General features: G+C 36.8%; 28 protein-coding genes. 15 read left to right on the top strand and 13 right to left on the bottom strand.

The window, feature by feature from the left end; genetic code table 11:
- Positions 1 to 31: 31 nt before the first annotated feature.
- Entirely contained in the window at positions 32 to 1,213 is a 1,182-nt protein-coding gene (locus tag HMPREF3031_RS01860) for a M20 family metallopeptidase (RefSeq protein WP_002481338.1), read from the bottom strand.
- A 215-nt stretch (positions 1,214 to 1,428) separates the two neighbouring features.
- On the opposite strand from HMPREF3031_RS01860, the gene HMPREF3031_RS01855 reads away from it, so the two are divergent.
- Positions 1,429 to 2,616, top strand: a complete 1,188-nt coding sequence (locus tag HMPREF3031_RS01855) for a glycine C-acetyltransferase (RefSeq protein ID WP_002481339.1) — start codon at positions 1,429 to 1,431, stop codon at positions 2,614 to 2,616.
- Between the two features lie 109 nt (positions 2,617 to 2,725).
- Here HMPREF3031_RS01855 and HMPREF3031_RS01850 read toward each other — a convergent pair whose 3' ends face one another.
- The 4 genes from HMPREF3031_RS01850 to HMPREF3031_RS01835 all read right to left on the bottom strand — a co-directional run bounded on the left by HMPREF3031_RS01850 (position 2,726) and on the right by HMPREF3031_RS01835 (position 5,318).
- On the bottom strand, positions 2,726 to 2,917 hold the full coding sequence (locus HMPREF3031_RS01850) for a hypothetical protein (protein WP_002481340.1): 192 nt from the start codon (positions 2,915 to 2,917) through the stop codon (positions 2,726 to 2,728).
- Positions 2,918 to 2,995: 78 nt separating this feature from the next.
- The gene (locus HMPREF3031_RS01845) at positions 2,996 to 3,187 is read right to left on the bottom strand and encodes a hypothetical protein (RefSeq protein WP_002481341.1); all 192 of its coding nucleotides are present in this window, start codon (positions 3,185 to 3,187) and stop codon (positions 2,996 to 2,998) included.
- A gap of 1 nt (position 3,188) precedes the next feature.
- The gene (locus HMPREF3031_RS01840; protein WP_002481342.1) at positions 3,189 to 4,208 is read right to left on the bottom strand and encodes a choloylglycine hydrolase family protein; all 1,020 of its coding nucleotides are present in this window, start codon (positions 4,206 to 4,208) and stop codon (positions 3,189 to 3,191) included.
- A 108-nt stretch (positions 4,209 to 4,316) separates the two neighbouring features.
- Positions 4,317 to 5,318, bottom strand: a complete 1,002-nt coding sequence (locus HMPREF3031_RS01835; RefSeq protein ID WP_070724562.1) for a choloylglycine hydrolase family protein — start codon at positions 5,316 to 5,318, stop codon at positions 4,317 to 4,319.
- 120 nt (positions 5,319 to 5,438) lie between these two features.
- On the opposite strand from HMPREF3031_RS01835, the gene HMPREF3031_RS01830 reads away from it, so the two are divergent.
- The 4 genes from HMPREF3031_RS01830 (at position 5,439) to HMPREF3031_RS01820 (ending at position 8,734) form a co-directional block, all read left to right on the top strand.
- Entirely contained in the window at positions 5,439 to 5,903 is a 465-nt protein-coding gene (locus HMPREF3031_RS01830; protein ID WP_002481344.1) for a GNAT family N-acetyltransferase, read from the top strand.
- Between the two features lie 203 nt (positions 5,904 to 6,106).
- Complete coding sequence (locus tag HMPREF3031_RS01825; RefSeq protein WP_002481345.1) at positions 6,107 to 7,069, top strand: L-threonine 3-dehydrogenase; 963 nt, start codon at positions 6,107 to 6,109, stop codon at positions 7,067 to 7,069.
- Between the two features lie 138 nt (positions 7,070 to 7,207).
- Complete coding sequence (locus tag HMPREF3031_RS13805; RefSeq protein WP_158257833.1) at positions 7,208 to 7,381, top strand: hypothetical protein; 174 nt, start codon at positions 7,208 to 7,210, stop codon at positions 7,379 to 7,381.
- A gap of 273 nt (positions 7,382 to 7,654) precedes the next feature.
- Positions 7,655 to 8,734, top strand: a complete 1,080-nt coding sequence (locus HMPREF3031_RS01820; protein ID WP_002481346.1) for a branched-chain amino acid aminotransferase — start codon at positions 7,655 to 7,657, stop codon at positions 8,732 to 8,734.
- A 107-nt stretch (positions 8,735 to 8,841) separates the two neighbouring features.
- Here HMPREF3031_RS01820 and HMPREF3031_RS01815 read toward each other — a convergent pair whose 3' ends face one another.
- Positions 8,842 to 9,273 carry a GNAT family N-acetyltransferase gene (locus HMPREF3031_RS01815; protein WP_002481347.1) on the bottom strand — a complete coding sequence of 144 codons (432 nt, stop codon included), beginning with the start codon at positions 9,271 to 9,273 and terminating at the stop codon, positions 8,842 to 8,844.
- Positions 9,274 to 9,426: 153 nt separating this feature from the next.
- On the opposite strand from HMPREF3031_RS01815, the gene HMPREF3031_RS01810 reads away from it, so the two are divergent.
- The 4 genes from HMPREF3031_RS01810 (at position 9,427) to HMPREF3031_RS01795 (ending at position 11,930) form a co-directional block, all read left to right on the top strand.
- A complete protein-coding gene (locus HMPREF3031_RS01810) occupies positions 9,427 to 9,822 on the top strand; it encodes a YbaN family protein (protein ID WP_002481348.1) in 396 nt (131 codons plus the stop codon).
- 125 nt (positions 9,823 to 9,947) lie between these two features.
- A complete protein-coding gene (locus HMPREF3031_RS01805; protein WP_031262637.1) occupies positions 9,948 to 10,661 on the top strand; it encodes an HAD family hydrolase in 714 nt (237 codons plus the stop codon).
- A gap of 32 nt (positions 10,662 to 10,693) precedes the next feature.
- The gene (locus HMPREF3031_RS01800; protein ID WP_002481350.1) at positions 10,694 to 11,104 is read left to right on the top strand and encodes a hypothetical protein; all 411 of its coding nucleotides are present in this window, start codon (positions 10,694 to 10,696) and stop codon (positions 11,102 to 11,104) included.
- A gap of 22 nt (positions 11,105 to 11,126) precedes the next feature.
- Positions 11,127 to 11,930: an HAD-IIB family hydrolase gene (locus HMPREF3031_RS01795; RefSeq protein ID WP_231291632.1), complete on the top strand. Its 804-nt coding sequence runs from the start codon at positions 11,127 to 11,129 to the stop codon at positions 11,928 to 11,930.
- An 84-nt stretch (positions 11,931 to 12,014) separates the two neighbouring features.
- Here the strand turns inward: HMPREF3031_RS01795 and HMPREF3031_RS01790 are convergent, their stop codons facing one another.
- Positions 12,015 to 12,680 carry a deoxynucleoside kinase gene (locus HMPREF3031_RS01790; protein ID WP_002481352.1) on the bottom strand — a complete coding sequence of 222 codons (666 nt, stop codon included), beginning with the start codon at positions 12,678 to 12,680 and terminating at the stop codon, positions 12,015 to 12,017.
- Positions 12,673 to 13,290 carry a deoxynucleoside kinase gene (locus HMPREF3031_RS01785; RefSeq protein ID WP_002481353.1) on the bottom strand — a complete coding sequence of 206 codons (618 nt, stop codon included), beginning with the start codon at positions 13,288 to 13,290 and terminating at the stop codon, positions 12,673 to 12,675. Before HMPREF3031_RS01785 ends, HMPREF3031_RS01790 begins: the two co-directional genes overlap by 8 nt.
- A 64-nt stretch (positions 13,291 to 13,354) precedes the next feature.
- Here HMPREF3031_RS01785 and tadA point away from each other — a divergent pair, with 64 nt between their 5' ends.
- The 3 genes from tadA (at position 13,355) to HMPREF3031_RS01770 (ending at position 15,550) form a co-directional block, all read left to right on the top strand.
- Complete coding sequence (gene tadA / locus HMPREF3031_RS01780) at positions 13,355 to 13,855, top strand: tRNA adenosine(34) deaminase TadA (RefSeq protein WP_002481354.1); 501 nt, start codon at positions 13,355 to 13,357, stop codon at positions 13,853 to 13,855.
- Positions 13,856 to 14,092: 237 nt separating this feature from the next.
- Positions 14,093 to 14,962 carry a Cof-type HAD-IIB family hydrolase gene (locus HMPREF3031_RS01775; RefSeq protein WP_002481355.1) on the top strand — a complete coding sequence of 290 codons (870 nt, stop codon included), beginning with the start codon at positions 14,093 to 14,095 and terminating at the stop codon, positions 14,960 to 14,962.
- 21 nt (positions 14,963 to 14,983) lie between these two features.
- On the top strand, positions 14,984 to 15,550 hold the full coding sequence (locus HMPREF3031_RS01770; RefSeq protein ID WP_002481356.1) for an NADPH-dependent FMN reductase: 567 nt from the start codon (positions 14,984 to 14,986) through the stop codon (positions 15,548 to 15,550).
- A 214-nt stretch (positions 15,551 to 15,764) separates the two neighbouring features.
- Here HMPREF3031_RS01770 and hxlB read toward each other — a convergent pair whose 3' ends face one another.
- The 3 genes from hxlB to nagB form a co-directional block, all read right to left on the bottom strand.
- The gene (gene hxlB / locus HMPREF3031_RS01765; RefSeq protein WP_002481357.1) at positions 15,765 to 16,310 is read right to left on the bottom strand and encodes a 6-phospho-3-hexuloisomerase; all 546 of its coding nucleotides are present in this window, start codon (positions 16,308 to 16,310) and stop codon (positions 15,765 to 15,767) included.
- A 3-nt stretch (positions 16,311 to 16,313) separates the two neighbouring features.
- Positions 16,314 to 16,946 (bottom strand): 3-hexulose-6-phosphate synthase, encoded by a 633-nt coding sequence (hxlA, locus tag HMPREF3031_RS01760; RefSeq protein WP_002481358.1) that lies wholly within the window; start codon positions 16,944 to 16,946, stop codon positions 16,314 to 16,316.
- Positions 16,947 to 17,037: 91 nt separating this feature from the next.
- Entirely contained in the window at positions 17,038 to 17,766 is a 729-nt protein-coding gene (gene nagB / locus HMPREF3031_RS01755; RefSeq protein WP_002481359.1) for a glucosamine-6-phosphate deaminase, read from the bottom strand.
- A 340-nt stretch (positions 17,767 to 18,106) separates the two neighbouring features.
- Between nagB and HMPREF3031_RS01750 the strand changes: the two genes are divergently transcribed.
- The 3 genes from HMPREF3031_RS01750 to folE2 are packed head-to-tail and all read left to right on the top strand — an operon-like array spanning position 18,107 to position 20,039.
- The gene (locus tag HMPREF3031_RS01750) at positions 18,107 to 18,466 is read left to right on the top strand and encodes a YojF family protein (RefSeq protein ID WP_002481360.1); all 360 of its coding nucleotides are present in this window, start codon (positions 18,107 to 18,109) and stop codon (positions 18,464 to 18,466) included.
- Positions 18,467 to 18,478: 12 nt separating this feature from the next.
- Positions 18,479 to 19,144 (top strand): bacillithiol biosynthesis deacetylase BshB2, encoded by a 666-nt coding sequence (gene bshB2, locus HMPREF3031_RS01745; RefSeq protein WP_002481361.1) that lies wholly within the window; start codon positions 18,479 to 18,481, stop codon positions 19,142 to 19,144.
- Between the two features lie 16 nt (positions 19,145 to 19,160).
- On the top strand, positions 19,161 to 20,039 hold the full coding sequence (folE2, locus tag HMPREF3031_RS01740) for a GTP cyclohydrolase FolE2 (protein WP_070684310.1): 879 nt from the start codon (positions 19,161 to 19,163) through the stop codon (positions 20,037 to 20,039).
- A 608-nt stretch (positions 20,040 to 20,647) separates the two neighbouring features.
- On the opposite strand, the gene phnE (HMPREF3031_RS01735) is transcribed toward folE2, so the two are convergent.
- Complete coding sequence (gene phnE, locus HMPREF3031_RS01735) at positions 20,648 to 21,460, bottom strand: phosphonate ABC transporter, permease protein PhnE (RefSeq protein WP_002481363.1); 813 nt, start codon at positions 21,458 to 21,460, stop codon at positions 20,648 to 20,650.
- Positions 21,457 to 22,251, bottom strand: a complete 795-nt coding sequence (gene phnE, locus HMPREF3031_RS01730) for a phosphonate ABC transporter, permease protein PhnE (RefSeq protein ID WP_002481364.1) — start codon at positions 22,249 to 22,251, stop codon at positions 21,457 to 21,459. The genes phnE (HMPREF3031_RS01735) and phnE (HMPREF3031_RS01730) overlap by 4 nt, the downstream gene beginning before the upstream one ends.

Here is a 22,251-nt window from a genome sequence, read left to right as displayed (position 1 = left end):
TTTCTACATGTGTACGCATTTTTGTTTTGATTTAAAGACGTTCAGAAGATAAAACATTTTCTAATTCTAATATTTTTAAGAACTCGGCAGCTGCGTATTTCAATGCAGCTTCATCAATATCAAAGTAAGGATTATGGTGAGGGTAGTCTGTACCTTTTTGCGCATTACCACATCCTGTTAGAAAGAAAGCGCCAGGTCTCACACGTTGATAAGCTGAGAAATCTTCGCCCACCATCATCATATCTGCTTCAGTAAAGCGTAAATTCATATCATGAGCGGCTTGCTTAACTGTTTCATAAGCTTGTTCATTATTATGCACAGGGACATAGCCACGTTCATAATCCATTGTGTATTCAATATCATTCGCAAGCGCAAGCCCTTGTAGAAGCTTATCAAGTTTATTCATGATATGTGTTTGGAGCTCAGAATCAAATGTGCGCACTGTACCGCGACACATCGCAGAGTCGGGGATCACACTATCTGATGAACCGGCTTGAATCATTCCGAAAGTAACTACAGCTTGTTTAATCGGATCGACCGTACGTGAAACGATTTTTTGTGCGCTTAGAATAAATTCAGCTAATATCACAATCGGGTCAATCGTTTCATGCGGTTTAGCACCGTGACCGCCTTGACCTTGAATGGTAACGGTAAATTCATCAGGTGAAGCCATCATGGCGCCTGGACGTGAATAAATGATGCCTGTGGGATAACCACTCCATAGGTGGTTGCCGTAAACACTGTCTACACCTTCTAAAGCACCATCATCAATCATTTGTTGGGCGCCGCCAGGAACAATTTCTTCACCATATTGAAAGATTAATACAACGTTGCCTTTTAAATGTGCTAAATGTTCATTAATAATTTGAGCAACGCCTAAGAGAATCGCAGTATGGCCATCGTGACCACACGCATGCATACACCCTTCATTTTTAGAACGATAAGGTTTGTCGTTCAGTTCAGTAATTGGAAGGGCATCGAAGTCAGCACGTAAGGCGACTGTCGGGCCTTCGCCTTGGCCTTTAAATGTTGCGACAATACCGTTTTTTCCTACAGGTCTACGAATCGTACAGTCTAATTGTTCGAGCTGATTAACAATATAGTCGTGGGTGTTATGTTCTTCAAATGATAACTCAGGATATTGATGGAGATGTCTTCTGAGTTGAATCATAGTTTTTTCTTTATCGTGCGCAAGTTGATACCAATTCAACATGGTATTCACCTCTTCTGTAATTAATATAGATGTCCTTATTATAGCACGCGTTCCACAGAATAAACTTAAAACGTTCATGTTAAAATAACGCGTCATTTCGACCTTTTAATATACAAAATTTTGTTTTTTCAAAATAACTAATCAGTGTTAACTTTTCTATTATAATAAAATACGTTATGATATATGTAATCTAACACAAGGGGGATAATCAACCAATGGTTCAATCATTACATGGTTTTTTAGACGAAAACATTCAATATTTAAAGGATAATGGATTATACAACGAGATTGATATTGTCGAAGGGGCAAATGGACCGGAAATTACAATCAACGGCGAAAAGTATATCAATCTTTCTTCAAACAACTACTTAGGTTTAGCAACAGACGAAGACTTGAAAAAAGTTGCGAAAGAAGCAATCAATCATTATGGTGTCGGTGCAGGTGCAGTACGTACAATCAACGGTACACTAGATGTTCATGAAACTTTAGAAAACACATTAGCTGAATTTAAAGGAACAGAAGCAGCGATTGCATATCAATCTGGTTTTAATTGTAATATGGCAGCGATTTCTGCGGTTATGAATAAAAATGATGCGATTCTTTCAGATGAGTTAAACCATGCCTCTATTATCGATGGTTGCCGCTTATCTAAAGCTAAAATTATTCGCGTAAATCATTCAGATATGGACGACTTACGTCAAAAAGCGAAAGAAGCTGTAGAATCAGGTCAATACAATAAAGTGATGTATATCACTGATGGTGTGTTCAGTATGGATGGTGACGTAGCGAAGTTACCTGAAATCGTTGAGATTGCGGAAGAGTTTGACTTAATCACTTATGTCGATGATGCGCACGGATCAGGTGTTATGGGTAAAGGTGCTGGCACAGTAAAACACTTCGGTTTACAAGATAAAATCGATTTCCAAATCGGTACATTATCTAAAGCAATTGGTGTGGTCGGCGGTTATGTCGCTGGGACACAAGAGTTAATCGACTGGTTGAAAGTACAATCACGTCCATTCTTATTTTCAACATCTTTAACACCAGAATCTTCAGCAGCGATTACTGCCGCTGTACGTAAACTTATGGATTCTACAGAACTGCATGACAAACTTTGGGAAAATGCGAATTATCTTAAAGACGGCTTAAAAGAACTAGGTTATGATATTGGTGAATCAGAAACACCAATCACACCTGTAATTATTGGTGATGAAAAACAAACACAAGAATTCAGTAAACGTCTAAAAGACGAAGGAGTTTATGTGAAATCTATCGTCTTCCCAACAGTACCACGTGGTACAGGACGTGTACGTAATATGCCTACAGCTGCACATACTAAAGAAATGTTAGATGAAGCACTTAAGGCGTATAAAAAAGTAGGTAAAGAACTAGGCGTAATCTAAGTAGCTTTATAGAAACAATGAAGCGGAACTGTTCAGTTAATTGAACGGTTCCGCTTTTATTTTAGAAATCAGTGTATTAGATACTTAGCTGAGTCATTTCTTTTATTGTTTAAGTGATATATCTATGATCAAGATAAAACTTCTCTAATGGTTCGTTATCTTTGATACATTGTTCAATACGTTCTAATGATTCTTCAAGTGTCATTTGTCTCAAAAACATTCTGCCTGGTGGTTCTCCAAATTTTTTCTCATAAGCTTTTTCAGCAGCTTCATAGGCATCAATCAATTTGTCATCATACATAGTTTTTCATTCCTTTGTGGTTGATTCAGAGGTGTCGTATATATTCATTTTATCCGTTGAGTGAATACATGAACGTACTTAACTCAAGTAGTGATTATCTAAATAAAACTTTTCCAATGGTTCGTTATCTTTCACACAGTCTTTCATAAGTTCCAAAGCATCTTCAGCAGGCATACCCCGTAAAAGCATTCTACTAGGAGCTTCTTTAAACTTTTTAGTATAAGCACATACAGCAGCTTGATACTCTTTTTTAAATTGTTCATCATACATATTAATCTACTCCTTCATCATGGTGTGAATCGTGTTGTGACAGGGTGATATCTTTTAAATTTAATTGTGGCTTAATTTCATATGTTTTCTCTTCTTTTGAATCTAGTAAGACGTCTGTCAGTTGAATCGTATAAATATCTGAGCTGTTATAGTCTTTATAATAATACGTTAAGTGTTCACAATCGAGTATACATTGATATTGCGTATAATGAGGCTGCCCTTCGTGGAGTACGATGCCTCTCGGAATACTGACAGTGTCTAATAATTTGAATAGGTTATTTAAGCGCATCGTGTCGTCTACAGTATCTTCAATCATTTGACGGAAATAAGCAGTTTTAACGAAACGTGCTGGCGAGGTATAACCTCCAGGCAATATTTCAGTATTTGTTTCGACATGAATTGGATCTACTTGTTTATCACCAAGTGTGATGGATACTGATGAATCAGTATTAAAAGCTGTGTACTGTTGTAAATTCTGGTAGTGCCATTCTAAATCAGGGTGATTAGTCAGAACTTGTACCGGATTATCTTTCAAAATCAGTTTACCACCATTTGGTACAAGAACAATACTTTGACCTGTTTGATCAGTGACGATGAAATGAAAGGCAGGTGTTTTACCAAGTACAGGGTTTTGTTCATCAATCAACCTCACATTACCAATCGTTTCTTTTAAATGTGAAATGGATGCGTTCGAACCTAAAAGCCACATAATGAATGATTCTGGACCTAAATTAATATGATGTGAAGCGGGTGCAGGCTTATATGTCGCAAAGCCATTGTTGTTTAAAATTGCGATAGAAAGGCCTTTTTCATTGATGCCATCTGCGAACATCACATCGTCTATTTTCATCGCACTGCCCACAAAACCATAGTCAAAAGTGAAGGTTTGTCCATAAGTTGTTTCCCACTGATAGTTTTTTGGGATAACTTTAGGAAAAGCTTTCAGTTCAAACGCAAAGTCCATGGTCCGTGCTAAGTAAGTTGTGTTGTATTGTGAAGTAAAGGTAAAGCTCGTACACATATGTATCAGCCCCTTAATACCATTAAAAGTTATAATCAAATTGATAATACCATATGGATATAGAAAAAACGGAGCAGCTTCTCTATGTGCTTCTCCGTTTAGTTCTATTTACTGATGGTCTGAAGATTCTTCAGTTAAATCAATCAGATTTAATTTAGGTTTTACTGTATAAGTAATCGCATCACTTGCGTTTAAAATCTCATCAGTTAGTTTGATTTGATATACATCTGAACCGTTATAGTCTTTAAAGTAATAAGTGAGATGGTGTGTATCGACGATAGCTTGGTATTGTGTGTAATAAATCGTACCTTCGTCTAAAACGACACCTCTTGGAATACTGACAGTATCGAGTAATTTAAATAAGTTGTTGAGTCGTTTATTCTCATCTTCCGCATCTTCGATAAATTGACGGAAATAAGCCATTTTAATGAAACGAGATGGGGAAGTATAACCGCCCGGCAGAACTTCAGTACCAGATTCAACACCAAAGGGTTTTACACTCTCAATGCCTAAGAGTGACGGTGAGGGCGCTTCGATATTGAAGTGTGTATACTGTCTGACATTTTGATAATGCCATTCTAAGTTAGGGTTATTCGTTAATACACGAATGGGATTCTCTTTAATAATCAGTTGACCGTCTGAAGGAATCACAACGATACTTTGACCAGATTGATCTGTAATCATAAAGTGTAGTGGTGGAACGCTGTCTAATGCGGGATTTACTTGTTTAAGTAAACGAACATTATCTGCTTGTTCTTTAAAGTCTCTGATAGATTCATTCATGCCTAAAAACCACATAATGAATTCTTCAGGTTCTAGATTGATATTGTCATTAGAAGTAGAAGTCGCATAAGAAGCTTCTCCTTGATAATATAACACAGCAATGGATAATCCTTTTTCGTTTATGCCATCTCCGAATACCACACCATTGACTGTCATTGCAGTTCCTACAAAGCCGTAATTTAATTTAAAGTCACGACCATTGTTGCTTGTCCATTCATAATTTCTAGGAATAGCTTTCGGGAAAGAATTCAAACTAAATGAGAAATCCATGGTGCGTGCTAAATAGTTCGCATCATATTGAGATGTAAATGCAAAACTCGTACACATAAATGTGCCTCCTTAAAAACAGTAATCAGTACAAAAAAACGTTACAATAATCATAACATGACGCAAGTCAAGACTTCGAATAAAGTAATGCCAATAAGGTGTTGAGAGTGAGGGATACTGTTGGAAATTAAAATATGTGAGGATGCAGCTTTATTAGCACGTTTAAATCAAACTGTCCATGACATACATCATCAAGCCTACCCAGATATTTTTAAGCCTTATCATTATTTGGATACGCTAGATCTATTTCAAAAGCTCATGCATCAACCTGAGCATTATTTATTAGTCATTGAAACGGATAAAGGAGTAGCTGCTGGGTACTTGTGGGCGCAATTGGTAACGTTATATGAAACGCCATTTCGTTATGGGCAGAAGACGTTGTATATTCATCAAATCAGTATTGAACCAGAATTTCAGCATAAAGGTTATGGGCATGCACTCATGCAGTATATAGAAGAGGTAGCAGAAAAAGAGCGGTGTGACACAGTAGAATTGGATTATTGGGGGAAAAATAACGCGGCTGTTGATTTCTATGAGAAAGAAGGTTATGAATTTCTTCAAAAGCATTGCCGTAAAAATATTTGATGGTTTTTCTAAATGATGCGTCTTTGAAATAAATAGAAAAGTATAATTTTGCTCTTTTCAAATGTAAGCGCTTTACTTATTTTTGTACGTATGGTATATACATTAATAAGCATTTATAAAAATATAGTGTTAAATAACAAGAGAATGTACACCTCAGAAATACTACAGTTCTTTAGCGCACTTTTCAAAGGGGAGAGAGAAATATGAAAAGAATTATGATTACTGGCGCACTAGGGCAAATCGGGACTGAACTTGTATTAAAATGTCGTGAGATTTATGGAACAGATAATGTTTTAGCAACGGATATTAGAGAACCAGAAGCGGATTCTCTAATCAAAGACGGACCGTTTGCGATATTAGATGTAACAGATGCAGCACGCATGAATGAGGTTGTAGAGGAATTTCAACCAGATGCTTTAATGCATATGGCCGCATTATTGTCTGCGACAGCTGAGAAAGATCCAATGCTGGCATGGAATATTAATATGGGTGGTTTAGTCAATGCGTTAGAAGCGGCACGCCATCATAATGTACAGTTCTTTACACCAAGTTCTATCGGGGCATTCGGGCCAACAACACCTAAACGTGATACACCTGCGTTAACGATTCAACGACCAACATCTATGTACGGTGTAAACAAAGTATCAGGTGAGTTATTATGCGAGTATTACCATACTAAGTTTGGTGTAGATACACGAAGCGTACGTTTCCCTGGCTTAATTTCATTTGTGAAAGAACCAGGCGGCGGTACAACAGATTACGCTTGTGAGATTTATTTTGAGGCGGTACGTAAAGGTGAGTATACAAGCTTTATCGGTAAAGATACTTACATGGATATGATGTTTATGGATGATGCGATCGACGCAATTATTAAATTGATGGAAGCACCAGAAGAAAATATTGAAAATCGTTGTGCCTTTAACTTAAGCGGTATGAGTTTCGAGCCAGAAGAAATTGCCGCATCTATTCGTAAACAAATTCCAGAATTCAAAATGCACTATGAAGTAGATCCAGTCAGACAAGGTATTGCAGATAGCTGGCCAGATGCGATTGATACAAGTTGTGCAAGAAATGAATGGGGCTTCTCACCTAAATATGATTTAGACAAGATGACAGAAGCTATGTTGCAAGGGGTTAGAGAGAAAGAAGCAGCAACACAAAAATAATATAAGTATATGAATTAAATCAACAGGGCTGAATGTTTTCTAGGACCTATAGAAAATGTTCGTCCTGTTAATTATTATGTATAACGGCAGTAGACTAATGTTAAGTGGGTGACGATTAGATGACAACATCATCAAGAGATAGAAGCGTTATGGTTAAAAATTTTGCGAGAACAAAACCTAGAACATAAAATTGTCATCGCTAATAGCAGCTTTGGCCATAATGAACCAAAGTGTATCTTGCCATATGGAGTCAGTGCGACATTAGATGCTGATAAAGGAAGTTTTGAAATTAATGAAAGCGGATGTTCTTAATGAATAGAACGTCCATGCAAAGTGAAAATGAGATTGCTCACAGTTGCATTCAGAAATAGACTGTACAATAATGGAAGTGTAAGGAATATAGCAACTTTTAATTTGTATCAATGTGGAAATGTTAAAGAGAGATATAAATAACTGTGTTCAATAGAGGATTTGATTAGGGGCGTATTTTTTAAATTTTCTAAAAACTCATTGAATACACAGGCTTAGATTGCTATAATTTTAGTATTATCTTATTTATAAGCACAATTTTAGGAGGCAGAAATCATGTCAGAAAATGTTAAATTCGAGAAACGTGAAGAGCTTAAACAAAAACCAGATCCAAGTAACTTAGGGTTCGGTCAACACTTCACTGATTACATGTTAAGTTATGACTACGATGAAGATAAAGGTGGTTGGCATGATTTGAAGATTACTCCTTATGCACCGATCGAACTTGATCCCGCTGCACAAGGACTTCATTATGGCCAAGCAGTCTTTGAAGGATTAAAAGCATACAAACATAATGGAGAGGTTGATTTATTCAGACCTGACCAAAACTTCAAACGTATTAATCAATCATTAGCACGCTTAGAAATGCCGCAAATTGATGAAGAGTTATTATTAGAAGGATTAAAAGAACTTGTGAATGTTGAACGTGACTGGGTACCTGAAGGGGAAGGTCAATCATTATACATTCGTCCATTCGTCTTTGCGACTGAAGCAGGTTTAGGTGTGCATCCAGCATCTCACTACAAATTATTAATTATCTTATCTCCTTCTGGTTCATACTATGGCGGAGACGCATTAAAACCAACACGTATTTATGTAGAAGATAAATACGTTCGTGCCGTACGTGGTGGTGTTGGATTTGCGAAAGTAGCTGGTAACTACGCAGCAAGCTTATTAGCACAATCTAACGCAAACAAAGAAGGTTATGACCAAGTATTATGGTTAGACGGTGTAGAACAAAAATACATCGAAGAAGTCGGAAGCATGAACATCTTCTTCGTTGAAAATGGTACACTTGTTACACCTGAATTAAACGGTAGTATCTTACCAGGTATTACACGTAAAACAGTAATCGAATTAGCTAAAGAACTTGGCTATAAAGTAGAAGAACGTCGTGTATCTGTAGATGAATTATTCGAAGCGTATGATAAAGGTGAATTAGATGAAGTCTTCGGTACAGGTACAGCTGCAGTTATTTCACCTGTAGGTGTCTTAAAATACGAAGACCGCGAAATCGTTATCAATAATAACGAAACAGGTAAAATCACTCAACACTTATATGACCAATATACTGGTATCCAAAGTGGTAAATTAGAAGACAAACACGGCTGGAGAGTTGTAGTTCCTAAAAAATAATTCGAATAAGAATTATAAATAGTGAAAAAACAGGTCAGAAGCACAGATAACAGTGTGTTTCTGACCTGTTTTGTCATTAATATAATTAAAGGTTTTTGCCGAGTGCTTTATAACTTCATATGTAAAATAGGATAATTTCTACCTTGGGCGTCTGTTTGAGAGGTTTTATAAACTTCAAAGCCATTTTTAAGATAGAATTCTATTGCGCGTTCATTATCCTTGTTAACATCCACATAACTTACTTTTCCTTGCTGGATTAAATATTGCAAGATTTCTGAACCATAACCTTGATTAAAGTGTTTTGGGTCTATAAAAAGCATTTCTAAGTTGTGATCGTGGGTTCCAGAAAAGCCGATCGCTTCTTGTTCATCAAACCACAAATAGGCTTCAACTTGTTGGAAGTAAGTAGGAATCTCTTGTTTTAAAGTGATTCTATCTTCTTCTTTTAAAAAGTTATGTGTCGCGATGACAGAGCTTTCCCAAATATCTAATGCTTTTGGAAAGTTGGCTTCTTGAAGCTTCATTTTATGTAATCTCATATAGGTTTCTCCTTAAGATTTTGACATACAAACTATCCTACAGAAAGTGCTAACTAAACTCAAGGTAGATAAAAGTAATAAGCAAACATATTATTGTTTACTAGTCTGTATTCTATTGTATAATTGAAAATGATTATCGGTAGAGGTGCTTTTATGAGATATATTTTAATTACGATAGGTTTAATTTCAGCTATCGTTGGTTTTATAGGAATCGTTGTACCTTTGTTGCCAACTACACCTTTTTTACTTTTAGCAGCTGTTTGTTTTTCAAGAAGTTCTGAAAGATTTAATCGTTGGTTAGTGAGTACAAAGGTTTACGGTGAATATGTGGAAAGCTTCAAAAGAGATAGAGGCTTTACTTTAAAGAAGAAGTTCAAAATTTTATTGAGTTTATATATTGTTATCGCATTTTCGCTTTATATGCTAGATAACTTCTATATCAGAATTGGTTTATTGATTATGGTGACCTTCCAAACGATTGTATTGTTTACGTTAGTCAAGACGTTACCAGAACCATCAAAGGACCGTCAAAACTGTGAGAAAGATTAATCGTTGATGCATTTTGTGCTTACATCCAATATAAAGGGTGTAAGCCTTTTTTAATTTCCTTCTTAATTCATAAATTGATAAAATGAAATAAAAGTATAAAGAAAGAAGCGTGGAAACTGATGACAATTAAATGGATCTTATTTGATAAAGATGGCACACTCATTGATTTTGATATGAGTTGGATGAAGATTGGTATTCAAATGGTAGATCAGTTTGTGGAACGTTTTATTTCAGAAGAAGATCAAGCACATGCTTACCAGACTTTAGGTGTGAATAAAGAAAAGAATCAAATAGAACCTGGTACACCGATGGCCTGTGGTTCGCTAGATGAAATTATTCAGAATTTCAATGCGTTAGCTGGAGAAGATGTGGGCGAGTGGACACGCAAGACGAGTCAATATCTCATTGACCATAGAGTTCCTGAAATTAAATGGATTGATGGGATGGTGGAAGCGTTAGAAACATTAAAGGCAGATGGATATCATATTGGAATTATTACGAGTGATACGAAGAAAGGCACAGATCAATTTATTGAATCTACAGATACAGAAGCGTTCTTTGATTTAGTCATCTCTACTGAATCTAATGCGGCTGAAAAGCCAGACCCAGCTGTATTAAAGCCGCTCTTTGCGCAAGAGAAGGGGCTTAAAGCGGAAGAAATCGCAATTGTAGGCGATACACCTAATGATATACAAACCGCTGTTAACGCTGGCTTAGGACTGTCTGTAGCTGTATTGACGGGCGTAGGTCAAGCACATGAATTTAAACATGCGGATTATGTCGTAGAGAAAGCTCCAGAAATTGTTTCTATTTTAAAGGGTGAAGATACAGAATCCTAAGTTATCGTCACACATTAAATGAGGTGAAAATCATGAAAGAACAACATACAGTATTAGATGGACGTTATGCAGAATATCAAGGAGAAGTGTTTCGCGTCTTAAATGACTTTGGCAAGACTTTGCATTTGGTCACAGAGGATGCCGGAGCGAAGTCTTTAGGTTTTGAAGCGAAAACAACAAAATATTCGAGCCATACATTGTTTTATAAAGACGTCAAACGTCAAGAAGTCGATGCATTATATGATTTGAAACATGAAGCACGTTATGGCGGTACGCTCTTTGATTTGTTTTTTGATGCGAAAGGTCAAAGTTATATTGGCACAAGTGAAGCGGATAAGGCCGAAGCCTTTGGTTTAAAAGAAACAGATGAAGGTTATTATAGTAAAGCTATCAATGATGACGATTATGAACCTGTGATTTACCGCGAAGAGTTAGAATTATAACCAAAGTTGGAGGGATGATATGATGCGTCAATTAATTTTATTTGATTTTGACGAAACGTATTATAAGCATCAAACCACGAAAGAAGATATTCCTGAACTACGTGAACTTGAATCGACACTGAAACAAGCTGAAGAAAAGCACCAAGTGATTACTGCAGTGTTATCAGGCAGTATCTTTGAAAGTATTATGGAGAAAATGAAACATGCGGAAATGGAATATAAACCAGACTTTATCTTTTCTGACTTATGTTCCAAATTATTTGAACTAGATGATAAAGGCGAATATCAACGTTCTAAAGATTATGAAGAAGCTGTTTCAGAAACAACGTTCACTAAAGAAAAAGTTGATGAAATTATCGACAGCTTCGAGTCAGAACACCAAGTTGAACTTCATCCGCAAAGAGAATTCAGAGATGAAGAAACATTGTATGAATATTACTATTATGCACAAGGCGATGAAGAAAAAGACGAGCAGAATTTAAAAGATTTACAAGATAAAGCAGCGGCTTATGACTATGCGGTACATTATAATAAAACGAATCCTAAAGCAGGTGACCCTGAAGATGCGTATGATGTACATTTTACACCTAAAAACGCTGGCAAGTTATTCGCTGTGCGCTACCTGTTAGATATGTATGATCTTGATTCAGAAGGTGTACTAGGTTTCGGTGACAGTGGTAATGATGAGATTTATTTAAGTCATATCGGTCATCCGTTTGTGATGCATAATAGCACAGATGATGATATGAAAGATAAATTCCCAGTTACACGTTATGATTACTATAAAGGTTTGAATGATGAAATAAAACGTTTCTTTGATAAATAACTTCATACAAGTTTATTCAGAGTAAAAGAAAATCATGTATCTCGCTCAGTTAAGAGCAGAGATACATGATTTTTTGTTTGCTTATTATTTTCTAGTATCTACATTACGATAGACATCAATCACATGCGCAATTTTATCTAACACTGGATCTAGTGTGTCTAAACTTTCATGCAGATCATATTCATTAATGTTCACGCGTACGACAGGGCAGGCATTGAAGCTTGAAATCCATTCTTCGTAACGACGGAATAATTTTTTCCAGTATTCTGGATCTGTATCAATTTCCATTTGGCGACCGCGTTGTTTGATGCGCTCAATCACTTCATCGTAATCACATTCTAAATAAATTAAAACGTCTGGTTTTGGGAAGTAAGGTGTCATGACCATCGCTTCAAATAATTCTGAGTATGTTTTGAAGTCTTCAGGTGTCATCGTCCCTTGTTCTTCATGCATTTTTGCGAAGATATCAACGTCTTCATAAATAGAACGGTCTTGGATAAAGCCCCCGCCATATTCAAACATGCGTTTTTGTTCTTTAAAGCGTTCCGCAAGGAAATAGATTTGAAGGTGGAAACTCCAACGTTCAAAGTTATCATAGAATTTATCTAGATAAGGATTATGGTCCACATTCTCGAAAGAAGTGCGGAAGTTTAATTTTTTAGCTAAGGCACGTGTTAAGCTCGATTTACCGACGCCTACAGTACCTGCGATTGTAATCACCGCATCTTGAGGGATACCGTAATTATTCATGCGTGTTGCCTCCTATCATTGATTGTACAATGTTTAATAGATACTCGTAATCGTCAGCGTGATTGACGAAATCCAAGTTTGTTGTATCGATGCGTTTCACCATTTTGCCTTCGGCTTCTAAAGATTCATAGAAGTGATGATAAGCTTCTTTTAAATTTAAAAGATAATCATCTTCAATTTGTGCTTCGAAGCTGCGATTGCGTTTGGCGATACGTTGTTTTAATACTTCTAAATCTGCATCGAGGAAGATTACGATGTCCGGCATCATAAGATCCTCAGTCAGAATATCGTAAATACGGTCAAACTTGTTGTATTCTGTATCTGTCAGTGTTTGACGCGCAAAGATTTTGTTTTTATAAACATGATAGTCACTGACAATACCGTTATGTAGTTGTTCTAGATCTTGAACCTGTTTGTAACGGTTACATAAAAAGAACATTTCAGTCTGGAAACTCCATTTTGAAATGTCGTCATAGAAATCAGATAAAAATGGATTTTCATCCACGATTTCTTGTGCTTCATGATAATCAAGAGATTGACTTAAGCAATGTGCTAAAGAGGATTTGCCTACTCCTATAGGCCCTTCAATAGCGATATAAGGTTGATTCATAAACAACACTCCAAGTGTTAAAATAGACAATAGTAATTGTATCACATGGTAAGGGATTGAACATATGACAATAGATGAAAAATATATGAAACTTGCATTAGATGAAGCCAAAAAAGCTGAAGCTATCGGTGAAGTACCGATTGGCGCACTCATTGTTAAAGACGATGAAATTATAGCACGTGCACATAATTTAAGAGAAACGATTCAACTTCCGACAGCCCATGCGGAACATATTGCGATAGAAAAAGCAGCTGAAGCAGTAGGGAGTTGGCGATTAGAAGATTGTACTTTATATGTCACTTTAGAACCTTGTGTGATGTGTTCTGGTGCGATTGTTATGAGCCGTATTCCACGCGTTGTTTATGGCGCTGCTGATCCAAAGGGCGGTTGTAGCGGCAGTTTAATGGATTTACTTCAAGAATCGCGTTTCAACCATCGTGCAGAAGTTGTGAGTGGTGTTTTAGAAGAAGAATGCGGTGATATGTTGCGGAACTTCTTCAAGCAATTAAGAAACAAGAAGAAACAAGCTAAGCAATCGCAAGAGGCTAATGACTTGAACAGTTAAAACAACTTTAGAAGAATGAAGATGTCTGCTTTTAAGAAGTGGACATCTTTTTGTTTGAAAAGCGTTAAAAAGTAAGAGATAGTTAAGAATGAGTAATGCCGATAGTTTCTACCCTCATAAATCGTACAAACAGACGATAGAAGTCTGTTATCAAAATTTGATAGAATGAGGTTAGACTTTGTTGTGAAAAGTAATTTTACGACACTACGGCTAAGACAAAAGAAACGAGGTTAATTCATGATTAAACTAATTGCGACAGATATGGACGGAACATTATTAAATGCAGCACATGAAATTTCAGAGGAAAATATTAAAGCGATTAAAGCAGCGCAGGCACAAGGGATTACGGTCGTGATTGCGACAGGTCGTGCTTTCTATGAAGCCAATGCGCCTGTGGAACCGACTGGATTGAAAGTCCCATATATTTGTTTGAATGGTGCAGAGGTTCGTGATGAATCATTCGATATTATGCATACATCAAGCTTGAATCATGAAATGATTGAACAAATTACACATGTTCTAGATCGAGAGGATATTTATTACCAAGTCTATACTAACCTTGGTATTTATACTGAAGATCCTCAAAGAGATTTAGATATTTATATTGATATTGCAGAACATGCAGGTCAAAAAGCAGATGTAGAAAAAATACATCGTCATATTCAACATCGTATTGATCAAGGCACATTAAAAGTAGTTGATAATTATGATCAAATCAGTGAAAGACCTGGTGAAATTGTGATGAAAATTTTAGCGTTTGACAGTGATATCGGTAAAATTGATCGTGTCAGTGCAGAACTTGCGAAACACACAAACTTAGCAATTTCATCATCAGCACGAGGTAATATCGAAATCACAAACGCTTATGCGCAAAAAGGGATTGCGTTAGAAGAAATCGCAAACCAACTCGGTATCAATATGGAAGATGTCATGGCAATTGGTGATAACATGAATGACGTATCGATGCTTGAAAAAGCGGGTTATCCTGTCGCAATGGAAAATGCGATGCCTGAAGTGAAAGAATACGCAAAATATGTGACAGATAATAACCAAAACAGCGGTGTCGGTAAAGCAATCAACAAAATGCTGGAAGAGCAATCAAAATAAATTAACTGGGGTGACTATTGAATGAAAGGTGTCATTATCGTAGGCAGTGCGCGTATTGATTCGCACACAAAAGCACTGGCACAATACTTAAAGGGACAATTCAATGAAAAGGATGTTGAAGCGGAAATTTTTGATTTAGCTGAGCGTCCAATCCATACATTAGATGTTTCTGGCGCAAGTAATCCGCCAGATGATTATCAAGCTAATGTGAAAGATTTACAAGAGAAGGCGAGAGAAGCGGACTTTATTATTTTAGGTACACCGAACTATCATGGTTCATATTCTGGTATCTTAAAGAACGCTTTAGATCATCTGACAATGGATGACTTCAAAATGAAACCAGTCGGCTTAATGGGGAACAGCGGCGGTATTGTAAGTGCAGAACCACTTTCTCACTTACGCTTAATTGTACGTACCTTATTAGGTATCGCAGTGCCTACCCAAATTGCGACACATGATTCAGATTACGGCAAATTAGATGATGGTACATTCTTCTTACAAGACGAAGAATTCCAATTACGTTCTCGTTTATTCGTTGAACAAATTGTATCATTCGCAGAAAGCCGTCCTTATGAACATTTAAAATAAAAGGATGCAAGCGTGTTAGTTCAGCTGATAAAATATCCTGTTTGATAATCTCTGCTTAGTGGTGGTGCAAGGTGATTTTACTTTGTGGACTATTTAAGCAGAGGTTTTTTATGAAGAGGTAAAATAGTTAAGTTATATGGTTACTAAAAAGCATAAAGAAAAGGCCTGTAAGTTAAAGAGATAAACTCAAAAGCTTACAGGCCTTTAATGTGATTTATTCTAAATTCGCATGATTTTGTTGCATCGTAGTTTCATCAATATTGAAGTCTTTCATGAAATCTAATACAACAGCATCTAAGAATAATTGTGCAGCTTGTTCGAATAAACTGCCTAAAGGTTGTGCTGAACCTTCAGCATCATGTTTTGTTCCGGCAGGCAATTCGATTGTGACATCTGCCAATTCACCGATTTTAGAATCAGGTTTTGTTGTGACTAACGCCACTTGTGCACCTTGATCTTTAGCTTTTTCAGCTAATAGGCGTAAGTGTTCTGTACTGCCTGAACCTGAAATGACAATAAACAAGTCGCCTTCATGGATAGAAGGTGTTGTAATACCGCCAATGATAAATGCAGGTTGTTCAAGCTGATTCAAGCGCATTGTAAATCCATTTGCGACGAATCCAGAACGACCTTTACCTGCTACGAAAATATTTTTGGCATCTTTGATTGCTTGTTCAAAGTTTTCAACATCTTGATCTTTAACATTAGATAACGTCGTTTTCAGTTCATCTAAAATCAATTGATATTGTAGTTTTGCCATAGCTTATTTCCCTTCAACTGCGTCGCGGCAAGCTTTTGCTGCTTCTACTGGGTCGTCGGCATTTGCGATACCGCCACCAACAATCACTAAGTCTGGTTCTTCAGCTACGATATCTTTGATTGTATCTGGTTTGATACCGCCAGCAACGGCAACTTTAGAATTTTTGATAACAGATTTAACTGTGTGTAAATCATCTAATGGAGATTTACCTTCAGCTTGTAAGTCATAACCAATGTGTACTGCGATATAATCAGCACCCATTTCATCTAATTCTTTAGCGCGTTGTTTAATGTCTTGAACAGCAATCATATCTACTAATAATTGTTTGTCATTTTTGTGTGCTTCTTCGACAGCAGCTTTGATAGAAGCGTCTTCAGCAACACCTAAGATTGTTACAACGTCAGCACCGAATTTAACTGCTTGGCTGACTTCATAGTCTGCAGCGTCCATAATTTTCATATCTGCTAGAACTTTAACACCATCGATGTTTTCATCCATATATTGAACGGCAGGCAGACCTTCGTTATATATGATAGGAGTACCGATTTCTACGATATCGACATAATCTTTCACTTTGTTAGCTAACTCTGCAGCGTCTTCTTTATTTAATAAATCAATTGCTAATTGTAGTTCCAAAATGATTCATCCTTTCATAATGTATGTGTTGTAACTTTTGCTTTACTTAGATTATTTACCCTTTTTAGTTTTTGACAAACAACAGTGAATTTTACTGTTCGGGTGCAGCTGCGTTATCTACGTAAACCTCTACATTAGGATGATCGTATAAAACTGTTGCTGGGACATCTTTGTCTTGAATGCCGCTCGCAAGTTTTGTAATCGCATCTTTCTTTTTCTCGCCAAACGCTAATAAGATAATACGTTTTGCAGATAAAATTGTAGAAAGACCCATTGAAATAGCTTGTTTCGGCACATCTTCTTCGTTATCGAAGTAACGGCTATTGGCTTGAATCGTACTTTCAGTTAAATCTACGACACGTGTAATACTGTCTTTTTCTGTACCTGGTTCATTGAACCCGATATGACCATTTTCCCCGATACCTAAAATTTGGATATCTGCAGGCCCTTTATCCTTAACCAGTTGTTCGTATCTTGCAGTTTCAGCGTTTAAATCTTTCGCATCACCGATTGGTAAATGCACATTTTCTTCTTTGAAGTGTGGATAGCGATCGAATAGCACTTCATGCATATAATGATGATAACTTTCTGGATGATCGGCTGATAAACCGACATATTCATCTAAGTTGAATGTTTCTACATTAGAAACATCTAAGTCATTTAATTCCATCAGTTTAACTAAGTCAGAATAAACATCTACCATTGTACCTCCTGTTGCTAGACCTAGTTTACTTTCAGGATTCTCGTTCATTTGGTTGAACAGCTCGTAAGCTGTGTAGAATGATGCTTTCTCTTTATCCCCTAAATTAATAATTTTCACGTTGTGTGACCTCCTTATTTGTATCTATATATGAAGACATACATGTCCATTATAACGAGGTGAAGTTTAAACAGATAGTAAATCCCCCTCAAATTATAGGAATATTTCAATAACCTCTTTAGAAAGTGGAGGAACAGTTATATAATGTAAATATTGTTTCTAATTTAAGAATTGATAACCGAGAAAACCTATCGTTAATTCAAGAATGAGCAGTAGGTTATATTTATTGACGAGGATTTAGTACAATTAAATGATAAAGAGATTGATAAATAAATCAAGAATAACACGATATAGATGGGGTTCAACATTTGATTTTGCTTAGTGTAAGGGAGTGAGCAGCTTGGAGCCGATAGAATATGAGAAAGTACAAACGTTACTGGCATCTTATGTAGATCAACCTGTATACCTGCATGTTGAAACAACAAATGGTGCGTATGCGAACCATTTTGATCAACGTGTCTTTAATGCTGGAACGTTTTTAAGAAATATCAAAGTAGTCTTTGAACATGCCAAACTTAAGGGCGGTGGCAAAGAACCATTCAGAGTGGGTTTGAAACTACAAGATAATGGATGGGTTTATGTACAAGGACTGACACATTATGAAGTGAACGAGGATAATGAATTCTTGCTCGCTGGTTTTAATTATGAAGGGCAATTAGCGGCAGCGCTTGAAATCAGTGCTGTACCGTTTGAAATATAAGGAGGACGTATCATGTCAGAGGAAAGTCATGTATTAGTTATATTTCCGCATCCTGATGATGAGACGTTCTCATCAGCAGGAACATTAGCACGTTATATTGATGAAGGTGTTCCAGTTACGTATGCTTGTTTGACTTTAGGTCAAATGGCACGTAATTTAGGAAATCCGCCATTTGCGACACGTGAATCTCTGCCGAAAATCAGAGAGCGCGAGTTGGAAGACGCAGCAAAAGCGATTGGTATTAAAGATTTAAGAAAGATGGGTTACCGTGATAAAACAGTGGAATTCGAACCACATGAAAAAATGGACGGGATGGTTAAAAGTCTGATTGATGAATTGCATCCTTCAGTAATCATTTCATTCTATCCAGGTTATGCGGTACACCCAGATCATGAAGCAACAGCAGAAGCGGTAGTTAGAACAGTAGGACGTATGCCTAAAACAGAACGTCCACGTTTACAATTAGTTGCTTTTAGCAATGATGCGATTGATGAGTTAGGTATGCCTGATATCATTAACGATATTACTGATTATAGAGAAGTAAAATTAGATGCATTCAAAGCACATGCATCTCAATCTGGACCATTCTTGCATCAGTTAGCTGAACCGCAAGTTCCAGATACAGCCAAAAGTTTCTTAGAACAAGAAACATATTGGACTTACAATTTTGAATCATGAGTGGAGGGGCACACAGATGACTGAATTTGATTTATCGACACGAGAAGGTCGTTGGAAACACTTCGGTTCTGTTGATCCTATTAAAGGTACAAAACCAACAGTAAAAGAAGAAATGACAGATCTACAAAGCACGCACAAAGATTTTTTATTTGAAATTGAAGAAGTCGGGATTAAAAACTTAGTATATCCCGTGATTATAGATGAATATCAAACGGCAGGTACTTTCGCATTTTCAACTAGCTTAACGAGAGAAGAAAAAGGTATTAATATGAGCCGTATCTTAGAAAGTGTTGAGAAACATTATGATAACGGTGTAGCATTAACATTTGATAATCTGCATACGGTATTAGATACACTTCAAAAACACATGAAACAAACTTCAGCAGGGGTAGATGTTTCAGGTAAGTGGTTCTTTAATCGCTATAGTCCCGTTACGAACTTAAAAGCTGTCGGCAATGCGGATGTAACGTATGGCATGGCAGTTGAAGGGGATAAAGTGACACGTAAAGAGCTGGCAATGGAAGCGAAAGTAACTACTTTATGTCCATGTTCAAAAGAAATCAGTGAGTATTCTGCGCATAACCAACGCGGAGTAATTACTGTAAAAACGTACTTGAATCGTGAAGCGACACTACCGTCTGACTATAAAGAAGTAATTTTAGATGCGATGGAAGCTAACGCAAGTTCAATTCTTTACCCAATCTTAAAACGTCCAGATGAAAAACGCGTTACAGAACGTGCTTATGAAAACCCTCGTTTTGTGGAAGATTTAATCCGTTTAATCGCTGCAGACTTAGTAGAAGTGGATTGGATTGAAGGTTTTGACATTGAATGTCGTAATGAAGAATCTATTCATCAACACGATGCTTTTGCGAAGTTGAAATATAGAAAATAATAGAATGAAACAAGGCCTTCTTAAGTAATGGTATGACATTGCTTGGGAAGGTCTTTTAATATGTAGAAAATGAGCGTGAGTTTAAAAGTTCACTGAATTCATGATAAATATCGCAAATAAAAATAGAGCACTGCATCTAACCTGTTGGGACTTCAGGTTGATTGTGAGGAGGGACAACCTCGTAAGCTAAGCAGTGCTCTATTTTTTAGGGTGATCGACAATTTACGTCAGGGGAAACATACTTGTCGATTTTAAATTCAATGATTAGATTAACTGTTAATGCCGTCGCATGCATATTTTAGGATATGTTCTATGATTAATTTAGGAGGTTAGTTGCGACTTTAAGCATTGTTTATGTCGGTGTAGAGGAAACGTCTGTCCTTTTGTTTGGGTGGGTAGAAAGGTGTAACGATTATTTATAGAATATGCTTTTAGGATTGATTTAGGATGCATACATTACTTGCGTTTCCTCTACATTGATTATTGTATGATATCTCTACATAAAATACATGAGGCTATGGTATCAACTTTATCTAGGACTAATTGCCGAGAGCGTTACAATTGATTTTTGAGATTGAGTTGTTCAATAAAATGACTCAACAAAGCGATTAGACGATTTTTTCACGTACTTTACCTGAAATATAATCCACAATACCGACCATAATGACTAAACCGATTAAGATAATGCCGACACGGTCCCATGAACGTGTTTGTAAGGCGAAGATTAACGGTGTGCCGATACCGCCTGCACCAATCAAACCTAAAATGGAAGCGGAACGCAAATTCAACTCAAAGCGATATAAAATCAAGGATAAGAATGTCGGTAAGATTTGTGGGACGACCGCAAAGACTAACGTCTTCATTTTATTCGCACCGCTCGCTTTTAATGACTCAGTAGCACTTAAATCGATGTTTTCAATATCTTCTGCGAATAATTTACCAAGCATACCTACTGAGTGAATACCTAGTGCGAGTACACCAGAGAATGACCCTGGTCCAACAGCTTTTATAAAAATCAAAGCCATCACAATCTCTGGAAAGACACGAATGATACTTAAAATAAATTTACTGACGCCTGATATAGGTCTGAAACGTATAATATTTCTAGCACCTAAGAAGGCTAAAGGAATACAAATGACCGCTGCGATAATGGTACCTACAACCGCAATCGCAAAGGTTTCTAATAATCCGCGTAATAAATCTTCACCACCAGGCTGATAGACAAATCCCCAATCTGGATGTGTTAAACCATGCATAATGGACCCAAGGATTTGTTGCGACTTTTGTTTGATTTCTAAGGCGGGAATACCCGCAAAGGCCCAAACCAATAAGGCTATTATTACCACGGAAATAATGCCATACTTTAACTTTGTGCGAGGACTGCCATAATGTTTTAATAATTCTGCTTTAGATTGTGTCATGTGAGTTGTTCCCTCACTTTCGAACTGATGTAATCAATAATCACCACAATGACCAATGTAAATAAAATAATCATAGCCGTACGGTCATACTGGAATAATCCCAGCGTCTGATCGTAAAACAATCCGATACCTCCGGCACCGACTAAACCTAACACTGCAGCGGCTCGAATATTGATTTCGAACGCAAAGAGTACGTAAGAAACATAAGAAGCTAAAGCTTGCGGTACAACACCGAATATAATCCACTTTGTTTTATTCGCACCGACAGCCGTCATCGCTTCAAGTGGTCCAGGTTCAATAGCTTCTAGTACTTCATATAATAATTTCGCGACAATACTGATTGTTAAAACAATCACTGCTAATACCCCGGGGATTTGGCCGATACCAAAGACTGCTACAAAGATAGCGGCTAATAATAAATCGGGGATAGTACGCACGATATTTAAGATGAAACGTGCTGGCATCGCAATCCATTTAGAACGTGAAATATTTTTTGCACACAATAAGGCAATAGGTACTGCGATGATAGAACCGATAAATGTCCCGACAATTGCCATTCTGATTGTATCTAACATGGGATTAAGTATCTGTTCAAGATAACTCCAGTCAGGTGGAAACATTTGAGTGAATAGGGTCCCGATTTGCGGTAAACCATAAATCAAATCACTAAAGCTGAATCCCGTATATAAGACACTCCAAAACACTAAAAACAATACTAATATAGTGGTCATCGCTGTTTTAAACGACATTTTATGATTCAGCATTTCTGCATAATTTTTGTGGGGTGTCAT

This window comes from Staphylococcus sp. HMSC072B07 (assembly GCF_001815505.1).
In the GTDB taxonomy this organism is placed as follows: domain Bacteria; phylum Bacillota; class Bacilli; order Staphylococcales; family Staphylococcaceae; genus Staphylococcus; species Staphylococcus simulans.
The sequence above is the reverse complement of the archived record's forward strand: the minus strand, read 5'-3'. Positions and strand labels throughout refer to the sequence as shown.

Bases quoted from the DNA above. Each gene is read 5' to 3' on its own strand.
- HMPREF3031_RS01860 (WP_002481338.1), bottom strand. From the start codon at position 1,213: ATGTTGAATTGGTATCAACTTGCGCACGATAAAGAAAAAACTATGATT.
- HMPREF3031_RS01855 (WP_002481339.1), top strand. From the start codon at position 1,429: ATGGTTCAATCATTACATGGTTTTTTAGACGAAAACATTCAATATTTA.
- HMPREF3031_RS01850 (WP_002481340.1), bottom strand. From the start codon at position 2,917: ATGTATGATGACAAATTGATTGATGCCTATGAAGCTGCTGAAAAAGCT.
- HMPREF3031_RS01845 (WP_002481341.1), bottom strand. From the start codon at position 3,187: ATGTATGATGAACAATTTAAAAAAGAGTATCAAGCTGCTGTATGTGCT.
- HMPREF3031_RS01840 (WP_002481342.1), bottom strand. From the start codon at position 4,208: ATGTGTACGAGCTTTACCTTTACTTCACAATACAACACAACTTACTTA.
- HMPREF3031_RS01835 (WP_070724562.1), bottom strand. From the start codon at position 5,318: ATGTGTACGAGTTTTGCATTTACATCTCAATATGATGCGAACTATTTA.
- HMPREF3031_RS01825 (WP_002481345.1), top strand. From the start codon at position 6,107: ATGAAAAGAATTATGATTACTGGCGCACTAGGGCAAATCGGGACTGAA.
- HMPREF3031_RS01820 (WP_002481346.1), top strand. From the start codon at position 7,655: ATGTCAGAAAATGTTAAATTCGAGAAACGTGAAGAGCTTAAACAAAAA.
- HMPREF3031_RS01815 (WP_002481347.1), bottom strand. From the start codon at position 9,273: ATGAGATTACATAAAATGAAGCTTCAAGAAGCCAACTTTCCAAAAGCA.
- HMPREF3031_RS01810 (WP_002481348.1), top strand. From the start codon at position 9,427: ATGAGATATATTTTAATTACGATAGGTTTAATTTCAGCTATCGTTGGT.
- HMPREF3031_RS01800 (WP_002481350.1), top strand. From the start codon at position 10,694: ATGAAAGAACAACATACAGTATTAGATGGACGTTATGCAGAATATCAA.
- HMPREF3031_RS01795 (WP_231291632.1), top strand. From the start codon at position 11,127: ATGCGTCAATTAATTTTATTTGATTTTGACGAAACGTATTATAAGCAT.
- HMPREF3031_RS01790 (WP_002481352.1), bottom strand. From the start codon at position 12,680: ATGAATAATTACGGTATCCCTCAAGATGCGGTGATTACAATCGCAGGT.
- HMPREF3031_RS01785 (WP_002481353.1), bottom strand. From the start codon at position 13,290: ATGAATCAACCTTATATCGCTATTGAAGGGCCTATAGGAGTAGGCAAA.
- tadA (WP_002481354.1), top strand. From the start codon at position 13,355: ATGACAATAGATGAAAAATATATGAAACTTGCATTAGATGAAGCCAAA.
- HMPREF3031_RS01775 (WP_002481355.1), top strand. From the start codon at position 14,093: ATGATTAAACTAATTGCGACAGATATGGACGGAACATTATTAAATGCA.
- HMPREF3031_RS01770 (WP_002481356.1), top strand. From the start codon at position 14,984: ATGAAAGGTGTCATTATCGTAGGCAGTGCGCGTATTGATTCGCACACA.
- hxlB (WP_002481357.1), bottom strand. From the start codon at position 16,310: ATGGCAAAACTACAATATCAATTGATTTTAGATGAACTGAAAACGACG.
- bshB2 (WP_002481361.1), top strand. From the start codon at position 18,479: ATGTCAGAGGAAAGTCATGTATTAGTTATATTTCCGCATCCTGATGAT.
- folE2 (WP_070684310.1), top strand. From the start codon at position 19,161: ATGACTGAATTTGATTTATCGACACGAGAAGGTCGTTGGAAACACTTC.
- phnE (WP_002481363.1), bottom strand. From the start codon at position 21,460: ATGACACAATCTAAAGCAGAATTATTAAAACATTATGGCAGTCCTCGC.
- phnE (WP_002481364.1), bottom strand. From the start codon at position 22,251: ATGACACCCCACAAAAATTATGCAGAAATGCTGAATCATAAAATGTCG.